The 22,410-nt window shown below is 47.5% G+C and carries 3 protein-coding genes; all 3 read left to right on the forward strand.

Annotation, left to right across the window (positions count from 1 at the left end; translation table 11 throughout):
• Window positions 1-10 precede the first annotated feature (10 nt).
• The 3 genes from fenE to fenB are packed head-to-tail and all read left to right on the forward strand — an operon-like array spanning window position 11 to window position 22,350.
• Complete coding sequence (gene fenE / locus M1D69_RS10910) at window positions 11-7,675, forward strand: fengycin non-ribosomal peptide synthetase FenE (protein WP_458106088.1); 7,665 nt, start codon at window positions 11-13, stop codon at window positions 7,673-7,675.
• Between the two features lie 25 nt (window positions 7,676-7,700).
• Entirely contained in the window at window positions 7,701-18,497 is a 10,797-nt protein-coding gene (gene fenA, locus M1D69_RS10915; RefSeq protein ID WP_458106087.1) for a fengycin non-ribosomal peptide synthetase FenA, read from the forward strand.
• Window positions 18,498-18,525: 28 nt separating this feature from the next.
• Window positions 18,526-22,350: a fengycin non-ribosomal peptide synthetase FenB gene (gene fenB / locus M1D69_RS10920; RefSeq protein ID WP_458106086.1), complete on the forward strand. Its 3,825-nt coding sequence runs from the start codon at window positions 18,526-18,528 to the stop codon at window positions 22,348-22,350.
• Window positions 22,351-22,410 lie beyond the last annotated feature (60 nt).

The following is a 22,410-nucleotide window of genomic DNA, read 5'->3' on the forward strand; positions in this document are numbered from 1 at the left end:
AGATTCATTGATGCCGCAGCAACCCGAAATACAGGATATATATCCCTTGTCTTTTATGCAGGAGGGGATGCTTTTTCATTCGCTGTATGATGAACAGTCGAGAGCTTATTTTGAACAAGCGTCTTTTACAATCAATGGGCAGCTTGACTTAGACCGTTTCCAGAAAAGTATGGACGCTGTTTTTGACAGGTATGAAATCTTTCGAACGACTTTTATCTACAAAAATGTAGCCAAACCTCGTCAGGTGGTGCTTAAAAACCGTCCTTGCCATGTTCATTTTGAAGATATTTCTCATCTTAATGAGAGAGAGAAAGAACATTGTACAGAAGCATTCAAGGAACAAGATAAAAAAAGGGGCTTTGATCTTCAGTCGGATGTACTGATGAGAATATCCGTTTTAAAATGGGCGCCTGAGCGTTACGTATGCATCTGGAGCCATCACCATATTTTAATGGACGGATGGTGCTTAGGCATCATCATTAAAGACTTTCTCCACATTTATCAAGCGCTGGGAGAAGGGCGGCTTCCATATTTGCAGCCAGTTCAGCCGTACGGAACGTATATTAAATGGCTGATGCAGCAGGATCGTGAAGAGGCAGCTGAATATTGGAAAAAGCGGCTGCAGCATTTCGAGAAAGCTTCTTCTTTGCCAAAAAGAAACGAGCAAGTATCAGAAGGTGAATTACAGCAGGTCACGTTTACCATCTCTGAAAGAGAAACGTCCGATTTGCAGAAAATCGCAGCAGCATCCGGTGCAACGCTTAACACCGTTTTCCAAGCTTTGTGGGGGATTTTGCTGCAAAAATTCAATCGCTGTGACGATGCCGTCTTCGGATCAGTCGTCTCAGGCAGGCCTTCTGAGCTGGAAGATGTAGAAAATATAGTCGGCCTTTTTATCAATACCATTCCCATCCGGGTCCAAAACAAAGCTCTTTCTTTCTCTGGCCTGGTCAGCCGGATGCAAAAGGAAATGACTGAAGCAGAAGCATATAGCTATTTCCCTCTATATGACATTCAAGCACAGAGTGCTCTTAAACAAGATCTCATTGATCATATTATCGTGTTTGAAAACGTGCCGACCCAGCAAGAAATTGAAGGACTAAACCAGACTGGATCGTTCGGTTTCTCAGTGGAAAACTTTGCGATGGCGGAGGAGACTAATTATGGATGCAGCGTCAAAGTCATTCCAGGCCGCACATTGTTCGTGCGCATCAATTTTCATACAGGTTTATATGAGCCTGGCATAATAGCTGAGATAAAAGATTATTTACAGCATATGATTTCAGCTGTCATCTCTGATCCTTCTCTTCCTGTTTCAAAGATGACGTTACTAGATCATGACAAAACACAGAAAATGGTTGCTGAATATAATACGACGGGAGCTGTTTCAGCGCTAGCTCCGACGCTGCACGGGCTGTTTGAACGTCAGGCGGCTTTGACGCCGGATCGGACGGCCTTACGCTTTTCTGGCGGCTCGCTGACTTACGCGCAGCTTGACATGTACGCCAATAGGCTGGCAGCGCGCCTTACGGCGCATGGTATCACAAAGGAAAGCATTGTCGGTGTTCTAAGCGAGCGTTCGCCGGACATGCTGACAGCCGTTCTCGCCGTATTAAAGGCTGGCGGAGCTTATGTGCCTCTTGATCCTGCATATCCAGAGGAGCGGCTGAGCTATATGCTGAAAGACAGCGGGGCAGCATTGTTGCTGACGCAGCCGGGATTAAAGGCGCCTGTTTTTTCCGGAAAGACACTGGAAGTGGATATGACGGCTCTTGCGAATGAAGAATCTGAATGTCACTCTCTTCATCAAGCGGACAGCGATTCTCTCGCCTATGTGATCTATACGTCGGGCTCCACTGGACGGCCGAAAGGGGCCGCCGTGGAGCACCGCCAGGCTGTTTCCTTTCTGACCGGCATGCAGATGCAGTTTCCTTTAGAGGATGACGACATCATTATGATGAAAACGTCTTTTTCCTTTGATGCATCTGTCTGGCAGCTGTTTTGGTGGACGCTTTCAGGTGCTTCGGCCTATCTGCTTCCGTCCGGCTGGGAGAAAGACCCGGCATTGATGGTAAAAGCCATTCGGGAGGAAGGCGTTACAACGGCCCATTTTATTCCGGCCATGCTGAACAGCTTTTTGGATCAAGCGGAAATAGAGGCACCGAGAAGCCTGAAGCGCGTATTCGCCGGAGGTGAACCGCTTGCTCCCCATACGGCAGCCCGATTCGCTTCTTTGCTGCCGGAGACATCGCTGGTTCACGGCTACGGGCCGACAGAAGCAACCGTTGATGCCGCATTTTACGCGTGTGATCCTGAGCTGGACAAGGATCGCTTGCGCCTTCCGATCGGAAAACCCGTGCCTGGCGCGCGTCTGTATGTATTAGATCCTCATTTAGCCGTACAGCCTGTCGGCGTAGCGGGAGAATTGTATATCGCCGGAGCCGGCGTCGCCAGAGGCTACTTGAATCGTCCGGAATTAACAGAAGAACGTTTTCTTGATGATCCATTTTATCCGGATGAACGCATGTACAAAACGGGTGATTTGGCGCGCTGGCTCCCAGACGGACAGGTTGAATTCCTCGGCCGTCTGGATGACCAGGTAAAAATCCGCGGCTACCGGATTGAGCCGGGAGAAATCGAAGCGGCGCTCAGAAGCATTGAAGGCGTCCGGGAAGCAGCTGTAACTGTTCGTACAGAAAGCGGCGAGGCGGAATTATGTGCGTATGCGGAAGGGCTCGGAAGAAATGAAGTGCGCAAGCAGCTTGAGACATTGCTGCCGGGCTATATGATTCCTGCTCATATCATTGAGATGGAACAATGGCCGGTTACCCCGAGCGGAAAGCTCGACCGAAAAGCGCTGCCTGCTCCTGACGGAGCGGCAGATCGGGAAATCTACACAGCGCCGAGAAACCTGACAGAGATGAAGCTTTCCCAGCTGTGGGAGGAAGTGCTGAAAAGCGGACCTGTCGGCATTCACGACAACTTTTTTGACCGGGGCGGCCATTCCTTAAAAGCCACCGCGCTTGTCTCCCGGATCGCCAAGGAATTCGGCGTCCAAGTGCCGCTGAAGGATGTGTTTGCCCATCCGACGGTAGAAGGTTTGGCTTCTGTCATCAGCGAAGGAACGGAAAGTCCGTATGAAGCCATTAAGCCAACTGAAAAACGCGAGACCTACCCGGTTTCCTCCGGCCAAAAGCGGATGTATGTGCTCCAGCAGCTGGAGGATGGGGGCACAGGCTACAATATGCCGGCAGTCTTGGAGCTGGAAGGAAAGCTGGATCTTACAAGATTGGATGCCGTATTCAAAAAGCTGATCAAACGCCACGAGTCACTGCGCACGTCCTTTACAACGGACGCAGACGGTGAGCCTGTTCAGCGCATCCATGAAGAAGTGCCGTTTACATTCCGCACCTCTGTGCTCGGCGGACAAACTGAACAGGAAGCCGCGGCAGCGTTTATCCAGCCGTTTGATCTCAACCAAGCTCCGTTGTTCCGAGCGGGGGTCGTCAAGGTATCAGACGGGCGGCATCTATTACTGGTCGATATGCATCACATTATTTCAGATGGTGTTTCAGTCAATACGCTCATTCGGGAATTCGGGGAGCTGTACGCCAATCAAGAGCTACCTCTGCTTCACATTCAATATAAAGACTATGCCGTATGGCAGGAGGCCTTTAAAAAAGGAGACACGTACAAGACGCAGGAGGCGTACTGGCTGAAGCAGCTCGAAGGCGAGCTGCCCGTACTGGACCTGCCGGCTGATTACGCCCGGCCGCCGGTGCGAAGCTTCGCGGGTGATCAAGTCTCATTTACGCTTGATCAAGAACTCACAGCCGGGCTTCACAAACTCGCACGGGAGAACGGAAGCACCCTGTACATGGTGCTCCTGGCAGCTTACACAGCGTTATTGGCGCGCTTAAGCGGACAGGAAGACATCATCGTCGGGTCACCAATTGCCGGACGTCCTCACAAAGACCTTGAGCCGATACTTGGAATGTTCGTCAACACCCTGGCGCTTCGGGCACGCCCGGAGGGCGGGAAGCCATTTGCGCAATTTTTGCAGGAAGTGCGCGAGACCGCCTTGGAAGCTTACGAACATCAGGATTATCCGTTCGAAGAGCTTGTCGATAAGCTCGGCATGACGAGGGATATGAGCCGAAATCCGCTATTTGACGTGATGTTTGTGCTTCAGAATATGGACCAAGAATCCATGCAGCTGAAGGACCTGTGTCTCCGGCCCGCAACAAATGTGGAACATCAGGTCTCAAAGTTCGATTTAACCCTATATGCGTACGAGGAAGCTAATGGTTCTATGATGTTTCAAATGGAATATAGCACTGATCTCTATCAGAAAAATACGATTGAAATGTGGCTTCACTATTTAATGAATATGCTGCGCGCCATCATCCAAGACAGCGAAGCAGCACTTGGAACAATACATGTATTGGACGAGAATGAAACCCATTTCCTTATCCATGAACTCAACTGCACAAAAAGAGAGTATCCGAGACATGAAACCATCAGCAGGCTGTTTGAGTTACAGGCCGCACAAACGCCTGATGCCATAGCTGTGGCCGGCGATGAACAAACATTAACGTATAAGGAGCTGAACATCCGGGCAAACAGGATTGCTGCTGTTCTTCGGAGAAAAGGAGTCGGACCTGAAACTGTAGTTGCATTATTGACAACACGAACTCCAGAAATTGCAGCAGGAATGCTCGGCATTTTGAAAGCTGGAGGAGCCTATCTGCCTATTGCTAAGGATCTTCCCGCTGACCGAATATCATATATGCTGTCTGACAGCGGTGCAAAAATACTCCTTCAATCTGAAAAAGCAAACAATCAACGATTAGACTTAGAGCTTACATGTGAGAAAATCGTCATCGAAGAGATTCAAGGACAAGGAGAAACGAAGAACTTTGAATCTCCAGCAGGACCACATTCACTCGCTTATATCATCTATACCTCGGGATCAACCGGCAAACCGAAGGGTGTCATGATTGAGCAGCGAAGTGTGATCCGTCTTGTCAAAAACAGCAATTACATTGAATTTACACCTGAAGATCGGCTTCTGCTGACTTCTTCACTCGGTTTTGATGTCGTTACATTTGAAATACTCGGGCCGCTGCTAAATGGCGCTGCTTTGCATCTCACAGATAAAGAAACATTTCTGGATTCCCATCAGCTTAAGAGATACATAGAACAAAACGGAATCACCACAATGTGGCTGACTGCATCTCTTTTCAACCATTTAACAGAACAGAATGAGAAAATATTTTCCCGGCTCACAAATCTGATTATTGGCGGAGAAGCTCTGTCAGCCAGTCATGTCAATCGAATCAAGCAAGCATGCCCGGAATTGTCAATCTGGAACGGATATGGGCCGACTGAGAATACAACATTTTCGACTTGTTTTCACATTGAAAAACAGTATGAACATTCCATTCCGATCGGCCGGCCGATTGGTAATTCAACCGCATTTATCTTAAATAAATGGGGAATGCTGCAGCCGATCGGAGCTGTCGGTGAACTGTGTGTCGGCGGAGATGGTGTGGCAAGAGGCTATATTGGTCGACCAGACCTGACGAAAGAAAAATTTGTACCAAATCCATTTGCGCCCGGCGAACAAATGTACCGTACCGGTGATCTGGCACGCTGGCTACCGGACGGCACAATTGAATATGTAGGCCGTGTCGATGATCAGGTAAAAATAAGGGGGTACCGGGTTGAACTCGGTGAGATTGAATCAGCGCTTCGTCATATAGACGGTGTCAAAGAAGCAGCCGTATTGGCGCGAACAGGACAATTAGGCACCAAGGAGCTTTACGCCTATATAAGCGTAAAAGAGGGTACTGATGCTGAACAAGTGCGTACTCACCTTTCTCAAATGCTGCCAGGCTATATGATGCCGGCCTATGTGATAGAAATGGATGCTCTCCCGCTCACTGCCAACGGAAAATTGGACCGAAAAGCACTGCCTGAACCAGATATCACATCTAAACAAACGTACGTCCCGCCTCGAAATGACCTTGAAGAACAGCTTGCGATCATATGGCAGGAGGTTCTCGGGACACAGAGGATCGGAATAGAAGATTCGTTTTTTGAACTAGGCGGAGATTCAATCAAGGCTCTTCAAGTATCCGCGCGCCTCGGACGTTATGGATGGAGCTTGCATGCAAGCGATTTATTCCGCCATCCCAAAATAAAAGATTTATCAGCAGTCATCCGGAAGACAGAAAGAGTAATAGACCAAGGATCTGTTCAGGGAGCTGTTCCATGGACACCTATTCAGCATTGGTTCCTCTCTCAGGATATAAAAGAAAGACACCATTTTAACCAGTCTGTCATGCTGTTTAGCCCTGATTGTTTGTCGGAAAATGCACTGCGCGCATCATTAAAAAAACTGGCAGAGCATCATGATGCCCTGCGGATGATTTATCGGGAAGATAGCGGACAACAGATGCAAATCAACCAAGATATTCATGAATCCAAACTGTACAGCTTAAGGATTTCTGATTTTTCAGATTCGGGAATCGATTGGGAAACGAGCATTAAAGAAGAAGTGGCAAATCTTCAGCAAAGTATCAATCTCCAACAAGGACCATTACTGCATGCCGCTTGGTTTAAAACGCTGTCCGGAGATTATTTATTTCTCACGATTCATCATTTGGTCGTTGATGGGGTATCATGGAGAATTTTACTGGAGGACCTGTCAGCGGCATATCATCAAGCAGCTTCAGGACAGGCTATACAGCTTCCGCCTAAAACAGATTCCTATCAGGAATACGCACGGCGAATTCAAGATTATGCCCAAAGCAGCAAGCTGATTCGCGAGGAAACGTACTGGCGGACGGTTGAAGAGGAAAAAGCAGCGGAACTGCCATATGAAATGCCTTATATGGAGAATATGAACAGCAGTGAAAGGGAAACATTGCGCTTTTCACTCACTGAAGCAGACACCGCGGTCTTGCTGCAAAAGGTAAACCACGCTTATGGAACAGATACACAAGATATTCTATTGACGGCGGCTTCCTTAGCGATTTGTGACTGGACAGGGGGCAGCAAGCTCCGTATGGCAATGGAGGGACACGGAAGAGAACACATTCTGCCGGATTTAGACATCAGCCGGACGGTTGGCTGGTTTACATCCATTTACCCCGTCCTTATTGACTTTGAAAATCAAGCGGATGAGCTTGGACCCGCAGTTAAAACCGTGAAAGATACATTGGGCCGGATACCGAACAAAGGGGTAGGGTACGGCATGTTGAAATATCTTACACCTCCCGAACATAAAAGCATGGTGTTTTCAAAAACACCTGAAATCGGCTTTAACTATTTAGGGCAGTTCAACGACATAGAAAGTCAAGACCGTTTCCGCCCATCCGGTCTTGGGAGCGGTAAGGACATCACTCCTACTTGGAAGCGGGAGCAGCTTATTGAGATGAGTGCGATGGCAGCAGAAAATCAGCTTCATTTTCAGCTCAGCTATCCTCCGGCACGGTTTCACAGGGGTGCAATGGAGCGGCTCATCACCATGATTGAATGCTATTTGCAGGATATTATGAAACACTGTGCTGAAAAACAGAACACAGAAAAGACGCTGAGCGATTTCAGCAGCCAATCATTAACGGCAGAGGATTTGGACAGTATATCCAGCTTGGTGGAAGACTTGTAGAAAATCGTGACAGGGAGATATGAACATGACAAAAGCGAATTCAATTCAGGATATTTATCCGCTGTCTTATATGCAGGAAGGAATGCTCTTTCATTCCCTCCTGCAAAAAGATTCACGGGCATATGTTGAACAAGCCTCTTTTACAATAGAGGGAGAAGTCAATTTGCAGTTTTTCCAAGAGAGCATCAATGCTTTAGTAGCAAGACATGACATTTTCAGAACGATTTTCATCAGCCAAAATGTCTCTTCTCCTCAGCAGGTTGTCCTGAGGGAACGGACTGTCAGTGTACTGGAGGAGGACATTGCTCATTTAGATGAAGCGGGCCAATCTGCGTTTGTCGAACGAATAAAAGAAAAGGACCGCGCCAAAGGGTTTCATCTGCAAAAAGATATGCTCATGCGCATCACACTTATTCGAACCGGAATGCGGCAATATACTTGTATTTGGACCTTTCATCACATCATGATGGACGGCTGGTGCCTCGGCATTGTACTAAAAGAATTCCTTCAGATTTATGCATCAAAAATAAAAGGGGCTCCATTATCATTGGAGCCCGTTCAGCCATACGGAACTTATATCAATTGGCTGATGGAGCAAGACAAAGAGAAAGCTGTTTCCTATTGGGACAATTATCTTTCCGGCATTGAGCAGCAAACCTTGCTCCCGAAGCAGAAAAAAACAAAGAGCACAAGCAGGCAGGAGCAAATTACATTTTCATTTTCAAAAGAAGACAGCAGCAGGCTGTCAGAGCTTGCCGTAAGAGAAGAAGTCACACTCAGTACAATTTTCCATACCCTATGGGGAATTCTTCTTCAAAAATATAACAATAGTGATGACGCGGTATTCGGTTCTGTCATTTCAGGAAGGCCCTCAGACATTGAAGGAATTGAACAAATGGTCGGGCTTTTCATCAACACAATTCCCATACGGCTGCATGGATCAAAAACGCCATTTTTACAGCTCGTAAAAGACATGCAAAAGGATCGCCTTGCTGCAGAAGCATACAGCTACCATCCTCTATACGAGATACAGTCCCGTTCAGCAGTCAAGCAAGGTTTGATTGATCACATTCTTGTATTCGAAAACTATCCGGTGCAGAAAGAAATAGAAATGCTGAACAGCCAGGAGCCTGATTCAGATCTTTTTCAGATTCATAACTTTACAGTAGCGGATGAAACCAATTACAGCTTTTATCTTATGGTGGCGCCAGCGGAAGAAATCCATATAAAAATGAGCTATGATGCAGCACTGCACGACCGATCCTTTGTGCTTTCTGTTAAGGAGCATCTTTTGAACACTGTTTCCCAAATCTTAGATCATCCGTATCTCTCACCCGAAGACATCGATATCACAACAGACACTGAAAAGCTGCAGCTGATTGGGGAAATCAAAGATCACAAACCAGTATATGAAACCATCCATGCCATGTTTGAAAAACAGGCAGAAAGGACGCCTGACGCGCGGGCTGTGATTGATCAAGCGCATTCTCTGACCTATAAAGAATTGAACGAATCCGCCAACAGATTGGCACGGCATTTGCGGAAAAAAGGCGTTATGAGGCAGGAACCTGTCGCAATCATGATGGAACGCTCAACTGAGTTCGTTACAGGTATTCTCGGTATATTGAAGGCTGGAGGCGCCATTGTTCCAATCGATCCCCATTATCCGTCTGACAGAATAAATTATATTCTGAATGACTGCGGCTGCTCTCATGTCGTTTCACAAGCGCATTTTGCACCTTTGCTTGAGACTGGCCTGAATGTTATCTATATGGAAGATATTCAAATCGAAGACGGCAGCTGCTTACATTCAGTGAATCGTGCGGACGACCTGCTCTATATGATTTACACATCAGGCACAACAGGAAAACCAAAAGGCGTTCAATTTGAACATCGAAATATGGCTAACTTGCTGCAGTTCGAATTCACTCGCTCTGGCATTGATTTTGAAAATGATGTTTTGCAATTTGCAACTCCTGCCTTTGACGTCTGCTATCAAGAAATATTTTCAACATTGCTGGGAGGCGGCACACTTCATATCGTGCCAGAAGCTATAAAAAGAGACGTGCCGCAGCTGTTTGCATTTATAAAAGAGCATCAGACGACTATTGTGTTTCTCCCAACGGCTTTTATCAAAATGATTTTCAGCGAACAGGAATTTGCGAACGCGTTTCCTCATGATGTAAAACACCTGATTACAGCCGGTGAGCAATTAATCGTTTCCGGTCTTCTCCAAGATGTTTTGCGCCAGCGCAGTATGTACTTGCACAATCATTATGGACCTTCAGAAACTCATGTAGTGTCGGCATATACCATACATCCGGGTGACCAAATTCCGGAGTTTCCTCCGATCGGAAAACCGATTGATTGTACTGATATGTATATTTTAAATCGCCAAAAACAGCTGCAGCCTCGGGGGGTATCAGGAGAACTATATATTTCCGGTTCAAGTGTCGCCAGGGGTTATATCAATAACGAGAAACTGACGCGAGAGAAATTTTTACCCGATCCCTTCAAGCCCGGAGCGGTCATGTACCGAACGGGAGATGTAGCGAGAATTCGTGAAGACGGCAGCTTTGAATATATCGGTCGAGCCGACGATCAAGTAAAAATCAGAGGTTATCGAATCGAGCCGCAAGAAATAGAAATCGCGTTAATGAATCATCCAGAGGTCAAAGAAGCTGCTATTCTTATCCGGCAAAATCAAGGTGAAGAACATGAGTTATGCGCTTATTATTGCAGTATGCACAGGCTGGATTCCTCGGCGTTGCGACAATATCTGGCAAGTGAGCTCCCAGAATATATGATTCCGGCCAAATGGGTCTGGGTTGACAGCATTCCTTTGACGCCGAACGGAAAAGTCGATCAATCAGCTCTTCCAAAACCGGAAGCTTCAATCAGCAGTAATACATACGCTGCTCCGCGGAACCTGTTAGAGGTAAAGCTTTCGCAGCTGTTTGAAGATGTGCTGAAGGAAGCCCCGATCGGCATTCACGACAACTTTTTTGACCGCGGCGGACACTCGTTAAAAGCAACGGTGCTTGTGTCGCGAATCGCCAAGGAATTTCATGTTCAAGTCCCGCTGAAGGACGTATTTGCCCATCCGACAGTGGAAGGATTGGCTCTCATTATCCGACATGCAGAGGAAAATCCCTTTGCGTCGGTTGCACAGGCAAAAGAACAGCCGACGTACCCAGTATCATCAGCTCAAAAGCGGATGTACGTGCTCCAGCATCTAGATAATGGCGGTGTCGGCTACAACATGCCGGCAGTTTTAGAACTGGAAGGGAAGCTTGATCGCGAAAAACTGGCTGCTGTATTCAAGGAACTGATCAGCCGGCATGAGCCGCTTCGAACGTCCTTTGTGCCGGGAGAAGATGCCGAGCCCGTACAGCGTATTCACAGTGAGGTTCCGTTCACGTTAAGTGAAGAAGCCTCTGCTGCTGGATTTGTCCGTCCATTTGACCTCAGTCAAGCGCCGTTATTCAGAGCTGGCCTTGTGAAACTGGCAAACGAGAAGCATTTGCTGCTGGTGGACATGCATCATATCATCTCCGATGGTGTATCCGTTCAGCTTTTAATCCGCGAATTCACTGAGCGCTATGCAAATCGGACGCTTAAGCCGTTACGAATCCAATATAAAGATTACGCCGTTTGGCAGCAGGAATTTCAAAAGGGAGACACATACAAAAAGCAGGAGACTTACTGGCTGAGACAGTTTAGCGGTGAGCTGCCGGTGCTCGAGCTCCCAACAGACAAGCGCCGACCGGCAGAACGGAATTTCACAGGCGGCAAAGTTTTATTTCAAATGAATGAAGAAATCACGTCCCGCCTGAAGGAGCTAGCCCGCAAAAATGAGAGCACGCTGTACATGACGCTACTCGCATTGTATTCAGCTTTTTTGTCGCGGTTAAGCGGTCAGGAAGACATCGTGATCGGTTCGCCTATTGCCGGACGCCCGCATGCCGATCTTGAAGCGGTCCTCGGCATGTTCGTCAATACATTAGCGCTCCGGACGCACCCAGCCGGCAATAAGACATTTACGGATTTTCTGAAGGAAGTCAAGCAGACTGCACTGGAAGCCTATGAGCATCAGGATTATCCGTTTGAAGAGCTGGTTGATCAACTCGGTGTGCAGCGGGAAATGAGCCGGAATCCGCTGTTTGATACAACACTTGTGCTGCAAAATATGGAAAAGCAAACGCTGAAAATGAATGATTTGCTTCTTAGATGGAACGATTTGCAGCATCCGATATCTAAGTTCGATATTTCCCTGTATGTCACGGAGCATGAAGCTGAACTGTACTGTCAGTTTGAATACAGTACCGCTTTGTTTGAAAAAGATACCGTTCAAAAGTGGGCCGACCTTTTTACGACACTTGTGGAAAACACAGTTTCCAGTCCTGACATGGAATTGGACAATATCCCGATCCTCACAATAGAAGAAGAAAGGTCTTTCATTGACTCGTGCCATCCGCTTGAAGAGACAGGCTATCCGTTGAAACAGACCCTGCACCATGCACTCGAACAGCAAGCGGCAAAAACACCTGACCAACCGGCCGTGATCGTTGAAGACGGAGAGATAACCTACAAGGAATTGAACGAACAGGCTAACCGTGTAGCCTGGGAGCTAATCGACCGCGGAGTAAAATCCGAAACGACTGTTGCCATTATGGGAAGGCGTTCCCCTGAAATGCTGATTGGGATTTATGCGATTCTAAAAGCAGGCGGCGCTTATCTTCCTATTGACCCGGATTATCCAGAGGAACGGATTCGCTTTTTGCTGAAGGACAGCGATTCTGGCATTCTCCTTATTCAATCTGACATTCTAGACATTCCGGCTTTTGATGGAGAAATCGTTCATCTCAGTCAATTAAACAGCGGGCTGAAACGTCGTCTGTCCAATCCAAATGTTGAAGTCTATCCGGATTCTTTAGCCTATATGATTTATACATCCGGCTCTACTGGAAGACCTAAGGGTGTACAGGTTGAGCATCGATCTGCAGTGAATTTTTTAAATTCCCTTCAGTTCCGCTATCCTTTGAACCAATCGGACGTCATTTTGCATAAAACGTCGTATTCCTTCGATGCTTCGATATGGGAGCTGTTTTGGTGGCCGTACGCTGGCGCCTCTGTTTATCTGCTTCCTCAAGGAGGCGAAAAAGAACCGGACATGATATTGAAGGTCATAGAAGAACAGCAGATTACAGCGATGCATTTTGTGCCTTCTATGCTTCATGCGTTTTTAGAATATCTAAAAAATGGCCCTGTACCGATCAAAACGAACAGGCTGAAGAGGGTGTTTTCTGGAGGCGAACATCTGGGGGCACATCTTGTCTCTCGGTTCTGTGAATTGCTGCCAGATGTTACGTTAACCAATTCCTATGGGCCTACCGAAGCTACTGTAGAAGCGGCATTCTTTGATTGCCCGCTGGATGAAAAACTTGACCGCATTCCCATTGGCAAACCTATTCATCATGTCAGATTGTATATCCTGAATCAGAAGCAGAGGATGCTGCCTGCTGGATGTATCGGAGAATTGTACATCGCCGGAGCCGGCGTCGCCAGAGGCTACTTGAATCGTCCGGAATTAACAGAAGAACGTTTTCTTGATGATCCATTTTATCCGGGAGAGCGCATGTACAAAACGGGTGATTTGGCGCGCTGGCTCCCAGACGGACAGGTTGAATTCCTCGGCCGTCTGGATGACCAGGTGAAAATCCGCGGCTACCGGATTGAGCCGGGAGAAATCGAAGCGGCGCTCAGAAGCATTGAAGGCGTGCGGGAAGCGGCTGTAACCGTTCGTACAGAAAGCGGCGAGGCGGAATTATGTGCGTATGCGGAAGGACTCGGCAGAAATGAAGTGCGCAAGCAGCTTGAGACATTGCTGCCGGGCTACATGATCCCTGCTCATATCATTGAGATGGAACAATGGCCGGTTACCCCGAGCGGAAAGCTCGACCGAAAAGCGCTGCCTGCTCCTGACGGAGCGGCAGATCGGGAAATCTACACAGCGCCGAGAAACCTGACAGAGATGAAGCTTTCCCAGCTGTGGGAGGAAGTGCTGAAAAGCGGACCTGTCGGCATTCACGACAACTTTTTTGACCGGGGCGGCCATTCCTTAAAAGCCACCGCGCTTGTCTCCCGGATCGCCAAGGAATTCGGCGTCCAAGTGCCGCTGAAGGATGTGTTCGCCCATCCGACGGTAGAAGGTTTGGCTTCTGTCATCAGCGAAGGAACGGAAAGTCCGTATGAAGCCATTAAGCCGGCTGAAAAACGCGAGACCTACCCGGTTTCCTCCGCCCAAAAGCGGATGTATGTGCTCCAGCAGCTGGAGGATGGAGGCACAGGCTACAATATGCCGGCCGTCTTGGAGCTGGAAGGAAAGCTGGATCTTACAAGAATGGAGGCCGTATTCAAAAAGCTGATCAAACGCCACGAGTCACTGCGCACGTCCTTTACAACGGACACAGACGGCGAGCCGGTTCAGCGCATCCATGACGAGGTGCCGTTTAGATTCCACACCTCTGTGCTCGGCGGACAAACTGAACAGGAAGCCGCGTCAGCGTTTATCCAGCCGTTTGAACTCAGCCAAGCTCCGCTGTTCCGGGCGGGAATCGTCAAGGTATCAGACGGGCGGCTTCTATTACTGGTCGATATGCATCACATTATTTCAGACGGTGTGTCAGTCAATACGCTCATTCGGGAATTCGGGGAGCTGTACGCCAATCAGGAGCTACCTCTGCTTCACATTCAATATAAAGACTATGCCGTATGGCAGGAGGCCTTTAAAAAAGGAGACACGTACAAGACGCAGGAGGCGTACTGGCTGAAGCAGCTCGACGGCGAGCTGCCCGTACTGGACCTGCCGGCTGATTACGCCCGGCCGCCTGTGCGAAACTTCGCGGGTGATCAAGTCTCATTTACGCTCGATCAAGAACTTACAGCCGGACTTCACAAGCTCGCACGGGAGAACGGAAGCACCCTGTACATGGTGCTCCTGGCAGCTTACACAGCGTTATTGGCGCGCTTAAGCGGACAGGAAGACATCATCGTCGGGTCACCAATTGCCGGACGTCCTCACAAGGACCTTGAGCCGATACTTGGAATGTTCGTCAACACCCTGGCGCTTCGGGCACGCCCGGAGGGCGGGAAGCCATTTGCCCAATTTTTGCAGGAAGTGCGCGAGACCGCCTTGGAAGCTTACGAACATCAGGATTATCCGTTCGAAGAGCTTGTCGACAAGCTCGGAGTGACAAGGGATATGAGCCGAAATCCAGTGTTTGATGCGATGTTAGTCGTTCAAAATACAGAGCAACAGACTTTGGAGCTGGATGGCATACAACTTCAGCCGGCCGGCGTTTCTCATCATGTTTCTAAGTTCGATATCACATTGCAGGCTTCTGAGGGTGACGAGCAAATTCATTTGCAATTTGAATATTCAACTTCGCTTTTTCAAAAAGCAACGATAAAACAATGGACATATCACCTGACAAATTTGCTGAGTCATATTGTCAAAAATCCGAACACACTTCTTCACAATATCGACATTCTGACTCATGAAGAGCGAAACAAACTGCTGAATGAGTTTAACAGCGGGCAAGAAAATGAACATAAAGTGCAAACAATCGATCAGCTGTTTGAAAAACAAGCAGCGCTGACTCCGAATGCTCCTGCACTCGTCAGCAGAGAAAACACGCTCACCTATCAGGAACTGGACGAATGGTCCAATGGCATTGCATGGGCCCTGCGAGACCGCGGGGTTAAACCGGACACACCAGTCGGAATTATGATGCCTCGTTCATTCAGCATGATTGCAGCCATTCTGGGCGTTTGGAAAGCCGGCGGCTGTTATGTGCCGATTGATCCGGAATACCCGGCGGAACGGAAACGCTATATACTCGGCGACAGCCGAACCAAACTGCTCATCACTTTACCTGCTGCGGACCAAGAAGCACTTGAAGATTTTGAAGGTGAGATATTCGCCGTAGAGAACGCGGAGACATACGACGGATCACCGCTTCCTCAAGTGTCGCGCCCTCAGCATTTGGCTTATATCATTTACACTTCAGGAACGACAGGCCAGCCAAAAGGCGTGATGGTCGAGCATAAAGGAATAGCCAACACCCTGCAGTGGCGGCGAAATGCTTATGCTTTGAATGAGACAGACACAGTCCTTCAGCTCTTTTCTTTTTCGTTTGACGGCTTTTTAACAAGTATGTTCACACCGCTTTTGTCAGGTGCAAAGACAGTGCTGCCTGATGAAAACGAAGCGAAAGATATTTTGTCCATTAAGCATGATCTATCTCATCATCGGATTACACATATGATTATCGTCCCTGTTTTATATCGGGCACTTTTGGACGTCATACAGCCGGAAGATGCGAAGACGCTTAGAGTAGTCACGCTTGCAGGAGAAGCAGCTGACCGGGAATTGATAGACCTCAGCATGGCAATATGCCCGAATACAGAGCTAGCAAATGAATATGGGCCGACAGAAAACAGTGTGGCAACCACAGTCATGAGACATATGGAACGGCAGAAAAACGTATGCATCGGCCGGCCGATCGACAATACTGAAGTGCTGATTTTAAACGGGGATCAGCTTCAGCCAATCGGCGTTGCCGGCGAGCTTTGCATAGCAGGAACAGGGCTTGCGAGAGGGTACGTCAATCTTCCGGAACTGACAGCAAAAACGTTCGTTCAGCACCCATACCAGCCCGAAAAACGGATGTACCGAACAGGTGACACAGCCAGATGGATGGCAGACGGTACAATCGAATACTTAGGACGGATGGACGATCAAGTCAAAATCAGGGGCCACCGTGTAGAAACGAAAGAAATTGAATCGGTTATCCGCCGTATAAGCGGAGTAAAAGAGGCTGTTGTCCTTGCTCGAGAAACAGCGCCTGCTCAAACCGAATTATGTGCTTATATTGTGGCAGAGCAAGACTTTAATACAGAAATGCTGCGTGCCGAATTAAATAAACAGCTGCCTTTATATATGATGCCGGCGTTTATTCAAACGCTGGACTCGCTTCCTTTGTCACCAAATGGCAAGCTGGATCGCCGGGCACTTCCAGAACCTGCACTCAATCAAGTACGTACATTTCATGCACCGAACAGCGAGATGGAACAAAAACTGGCAGATATATGGGGTGAAGTGCTCGGTGCAGAGAAAATTGGAATTGATGATTCGTTCTTCGAGCTCGGCGGAGATTCCATTAAAGCGTTACAGATGTCAGCTCGGCTTCATCGAATCGGGAAACAAATGTCGGTTAAAGATTTATTCAGTCATCCGACCATTAAAGAACTGGCAGCTTATATCCGTGATTCCGATACTAGTGCCAGCCAAGCTCCGGTTGAGGGGGAAGTACAGTGGTCACCGGTTCAGAAATGGTTCCTTTCTCAAGATATAAAAGAGAAACACCATTTTAATCAATCTGTTATGCTGCACCGGAGCACCTCCATCCAAGAAGACGCGCTGCGCAAAACGTTAAAAGCCATCACAATCCACCACGATGCGCTGCGAATGGTGTTCACACAGTCTGAGCAAGGCAAATGGGTTCAATATAATCGGCCGGTCAGTCATTCAGACGACGCGTTGTACAGCCTACAGATCATCAATCTTAAAGGTTCAGAAGTCAATGAATATGAATCTCTGATTAAACATCATGTACGTGACATTCAGCAGAACATCAATTTGGAAAAAGGGCCGCTATTGCAGGCCGGACTTTTCCGTACAGATGATGGAGACTTTTTGTTCCTAACGGCTCATCACTACATCGTTGACGGCGTCTCATGGCGTGTCCTGCTGGAGGATTTGGCAACCGGATACCGTCAGGCTGTAAACGGAGAAGACATTGATTTGCCGCCTAAAACAAGCTCTTTCAAAGCATATACGGAAAAACTCGCTGACTATGCTGAAAGCCGTCAGCTTATGAAACAGCTCTCATATTGGCGCGAAGCTGTAGAGTATCAGGCAAAAGCACTGCCGTTTGATCAAATGGACGCTCAAACGGCAAATGAGAGAAAACGGGATACAGTTTCATTCTCTCTGAATACAAAAGAGACGGAGGCGCTTTTAAAACATGTCAACAGCACATATAACACAGATACGCAAGATATGCTGCTGGCTTCCGTGATTCTAGCTTTGCGGGATTGGACAAAACAATCCGCCGTCAAATTGTCATTAGAAAGCCACGGACGCGAGGATGTGTTAGACGGCATAGATGTCAGCCGCACGGTTGGATGGTTTACCGCCATTTATCCATTATTCGTCAAACTAGATTCAGACTTGACCGGCAAGGATCAAGAAGAATACTTGGTTCATGTGTTAAAAACAACAAAAGATACACTGAGACGCGTTCCGGACAAAGGATTCGGCTACGGTGTACTCAAATATTTGACCCCGCCTGAGAAAACTGGCGTCGATTTCACCGGCACGGCGGACATCAGCTTCAACTATTTGGGTCAATTTGAAAACAGCCGTACAACTGAAGCGACTGATGAAAACACCTTCTCGTTTTCTCCGCTCGGGACCGGAGAAGATATCAGCACTTCTTGGAACCGTGAGCAAACGCTTGACATCAGTGCGATGGCAGCAGAAGGAAAAATGACAGTCAACATGACGTACGAAACATCCCGTTTCCAGCATAAAACAATCGCACAGCTTTGTGAGAATTGCCATCACTATTTACTGAAGCTGATTGATCACTGTCTGAACAAAACAGAAACAGAAAAAACCATCAGCGATTTTGATGATCATGAACTGACCGAGGACGCGCTCCAAGAAATCGCTGATATGCTCAGTTTTCACTAATGAAACCGTATAGAAAGGTGCAGGCGATATGGTTAAAACCAAAAAAATCAAGAACATTTATCCTCTGAGTCATATGCAGGAGGGAATGCTGTTTCATTCCTTCCTCCATAAAGAGGAGGGAGCTTATGTTGAGCAGTCGCTCTTTACGATAAAAGGAAGCCTTAGCTATGAGATGTTTCAGCGCAGTATTCAAGCCATCATCGACCGCCATGATATCTTCAGAACTGTATTTCTGCCGCACGTCCCCAATCTGTCGGGGCCTCGGCAGGTCGTGATGACAGAACGGAATTTCCATTTGCACACTGAGGACATTTCCAGCCTGCAAACGAATGAGCAGAATGATTATATTGAACAGTTTAAGGAGAAAGATAAGAAAAAAGGGTTTGATTTGCAAAAAGACATGCTGATGCGGATTTCTCTGCTCAAAACAGCGGAAAATGAGCATGTCTGTGTCTGGAGCCACCATCACATCTTAATGGACGGCTGGTGTCTCGGAATCATTCTGCAGGAATTTATGCAAATCTATCAATCTATCCATACAGGAAATCACCTTGCTTTGGAGCCTGTTCGCCCCTACAGCACCTATATTTCTTGGCTGACAAAACAAGACAAAGAAACGGCAGCGGACTACTGGCATGCTTATCTGAAAAACTACAGCACCCCCTCACAGCTGCCTCGGGTGACGGACAGAGAAGCAAAAGAAGGGTATTACCGTGAAGAATTAATTTTCACTCTAAATCAAAAGCTGACGGACAAGCTGAAAGAGACCGCCAAACAAACAGGCGTCACGCTTGCCACCTTTATTCAAACGGTCTGGGGCGTCATGCTCCAGCGCTACAACCGAACGGACGATGTCGTTTTTGGCGCGGTCGTTTCAGGCAGACCATCTGAAATCCCGGGTGTTGAGTCAATGATCGGATTGTTTATCAATACAGTTCCGGTTCGTGTTAAAACAGGCAAAGAAGAAACGTTTGCAGAACTGCTCAGCCGCTGTCAACAAGATATGCTGGACGCTGAGCCGTTTACCTGCCATCCTTTATTCGATATTCAGGCAAACACCGCCTTAAAACAGGAACTGATTGACCACATTATTGTCTTTGAAAATTATCCGTTACAGCAAAAAATGGCTGACTCAGCTGATCAGATTGATTCACCTCTGCAAATAGACAATGTGAAAGTGTCTGAACAGTCAGGATACAATTTCAACCTTGTCGTTGCTCCCGGTGATGAGCTCGTCATCAAGTTCAGCTATAATGCGCACGTGTATGATCCTGCCTGGATGACCTGCATCCAAAGACAGCTGACTCAAGCGTTACAAGCCGCTGCAGATCATCCTGACATTCCCGTTGAAGACTTTTCCTTTCTTGATCCGAAAGAAAAAGAGCAGATTTTAACACAATGTAATGACACTTCGACGGCGTATCCGAAAAACAAAACAGTGATAGATATATTCCGCGAACAGGCGGTAAAAACACCAGATCAAACAGCTCTGGTTTACGGAAATAGGTCCATTTCGTATCGTGAACTCGATCAAAAATCGGATGCACTGGCCAGAACATTGTATGAAAACGGGCTGCGCCGAAACGGAACAGCCGGTATTTTGGCTGGTCATTCTCCTGAATTCATCATTAGTGTACTGGCTGTTTTAAAAGCAGGGGGGACATACCTTCCTCTTGACGCGGAGCTTCCGCCTGAACGGATCAGCTATATGCTCGACGAAACAAAAGCCGCTATGCTGATTGTTCAAAAAGGACTGGAGCCAAACACAGCGTTTGCAGGAACCTTTATTTCTGCAGATGCGGAGGCGATGATTGAAGAACAGACGAAACCTTTGGAAATCGTCACTGGCCCGGATGATCTCGCGTACATCATGTATACTTCCGGTTCGACAGGCCGGCCAAAAGGCGTCATGATTACCAATCGCAATGTCGTGTCCCTTGTTTGCAACAGCAATTACACATCAGCTTCTGTAAATGACCGGTTTATCCTGACAGGGTCCATCAGCTTTGACGCCGTCACCTTTGAAATGTTTGGAGCGCTTTTAAAAGGAGCAGCTCTGCATATCATTGATAAATCAACAATGCTGACACCAGATCGTTTTGGCGCGTATTTAATTGAAAACAACATCTCTGTGCTGTTTTTGACAACCGCTCTTTTTAATCAGCTGGCACAAGCTCAAGCTGACATGTTTCACAGGCTTCATACGCTATATGTCGGGGGCGAAGCGCTGTCGCCTGAGCTTATAAATGCTGTCAGGCGCGCGTGTCCGAACCTTTCGCTTTATAATATCTATGGACCAACAGAAAACACGACGTTCTCAACCTTTTTTGAGATTAAAAGAGACTATGCCACTCCTATCCCGATCGGGAAACCGATCAGCAATTGTACCGCTTTCATCTTAGACGCAAAAGGATGTCTCTTGCCAATAGGCGTTCCCGGAGAGCTATGTGTGGGCGGTGACGGGGTGGCAAAAGGCTATTTAAACAGAGATGATGTGACAGCTGCCGTTTTTTCTCCTGATCCTTTCATACCTGGAGAAAGAATATACCGCACCGGTGATTTGGCGCGGTGGCTGCCTGATGGGAACCTAGAATATATCAGCCGGATTGACAGACAGATTAAAATTCGCGGAAAACGGATTGAGCCCGCTGAAATTGAAGCGCGGCTGTTAGAAATCGAAGGGGTACGTGAAGCGGCAGTTACATTGCTGGGAACAGATGGAGAGGCGCAGCTATACACGCATTATGTTAGTGATGAAAGCAGAAACGAAAAGGAAATTCGCGCTGCATTGGCACGAGTGCTTCCTGACTACATGATTCCCCAGCGCTGGGTTCGGGTTGACCGTATGCCGCTTACCGGAAACGGAAAAATCAATCGCAGCGCACTCCCTGTTCCAGAAAACGAGTCTAAAAATCGTCAGGACCTCACACCGCCCAGAAACTGGGTCGAACAGGAATTAGGGCAAATTTGGAAAAGCGTACTCGGCGTTAAAACGATCGGAATACATGATGATTTCTTCGCTCTAGGCGGACATTCACTAAAAGCGCTTCAAGTGATACACATGCTTAAGCATCATCAGCATATTGATATACCGATTGATGTCTTATTCGAAAATCCGACAATCGCCCAGCTTGCGGAAAAGCTTTATTCTAATCAGCTGTCAGCGGCCGGTGAACAGCATGTGATCCAACTGAACCAGCAAGGCGGAAAAAACCTGTTCTGCTTCCCGCCGATTTCAGGCTTCGGGATTTATTTTAAAGACCTGGCATTGCAGCTGAATCACAAAGCAGCCGTGTATGGCTTTCATTTTATTGAGGAAGACAGCCGCATCGAACAATATGTCAGCCGCATTACCGAAATACAGCCAGAAGGGCCGTACGTTCTATTAGGCTACTCCGCGGGCGGAAACTTGGCTTTTGAGGTTGTACAGGCTATGGAGCAGAAAGGATTAGAAGTCAGTGACTTCATTATCGTAGACGCCTACAAAAAGGATCAGTCTATAACAGCAGATACCGAAAACGACGACTCAGCCGCATACCTGCCGGAAGCAGTCAGAGAAACAGTGATGCAGAAAAAAAGGTACTATCAGGAATATTGGGCTCAGTTAATAAATGAAGGCCGCATCAAATCAAACATTCATTTCATTGAAGCTGGCATTCAAACCGAAACGAGCGGGGCTATGGTATTACAGAAATGGCAAGACGCCGCTGAGGAAGGCTATGCCGAATACACCGGGTACGGCGCGCACAAAGACATGCTGGAAGGTGAATTTGCTGAAAAGAATGCAAATATTATCCTCGATATTTTAGACAAGATTAATTCAGATCAAAAAGTGCTGCCAAATAAGCATTAAACAAATACTTGCCGGACAGAAGCGTATCTCTGTCCGGTTTTCTTTTTGCAAGAGAGTCGC

Source organism: Bacillus sp. PK3-037 (genome assembly GCF_054161355.1).

Excerpts from the sequence above, each read along its gene's own strand:
- fenE (WP_458106088.1), top strand. The coding sequence starts at position 11 with ATGCCGCAGCAACCCGAAATACAGGATATATATCCCTTGTCTTTTATG.
- fenA (WP_458106087.1), top strand. The coding sequence starts at position 7,701 with ATGACAAAAGCGAATTCAATTCAGGATATTTATCCGCTGTCTTATATG.
- fenB (WP_458106086.1), top strand. The coding sequence starts at position 18,526 with ATGGTTAAAACCAAAAAAATCAAGAACATTTATCCTCTGAGTCATATG.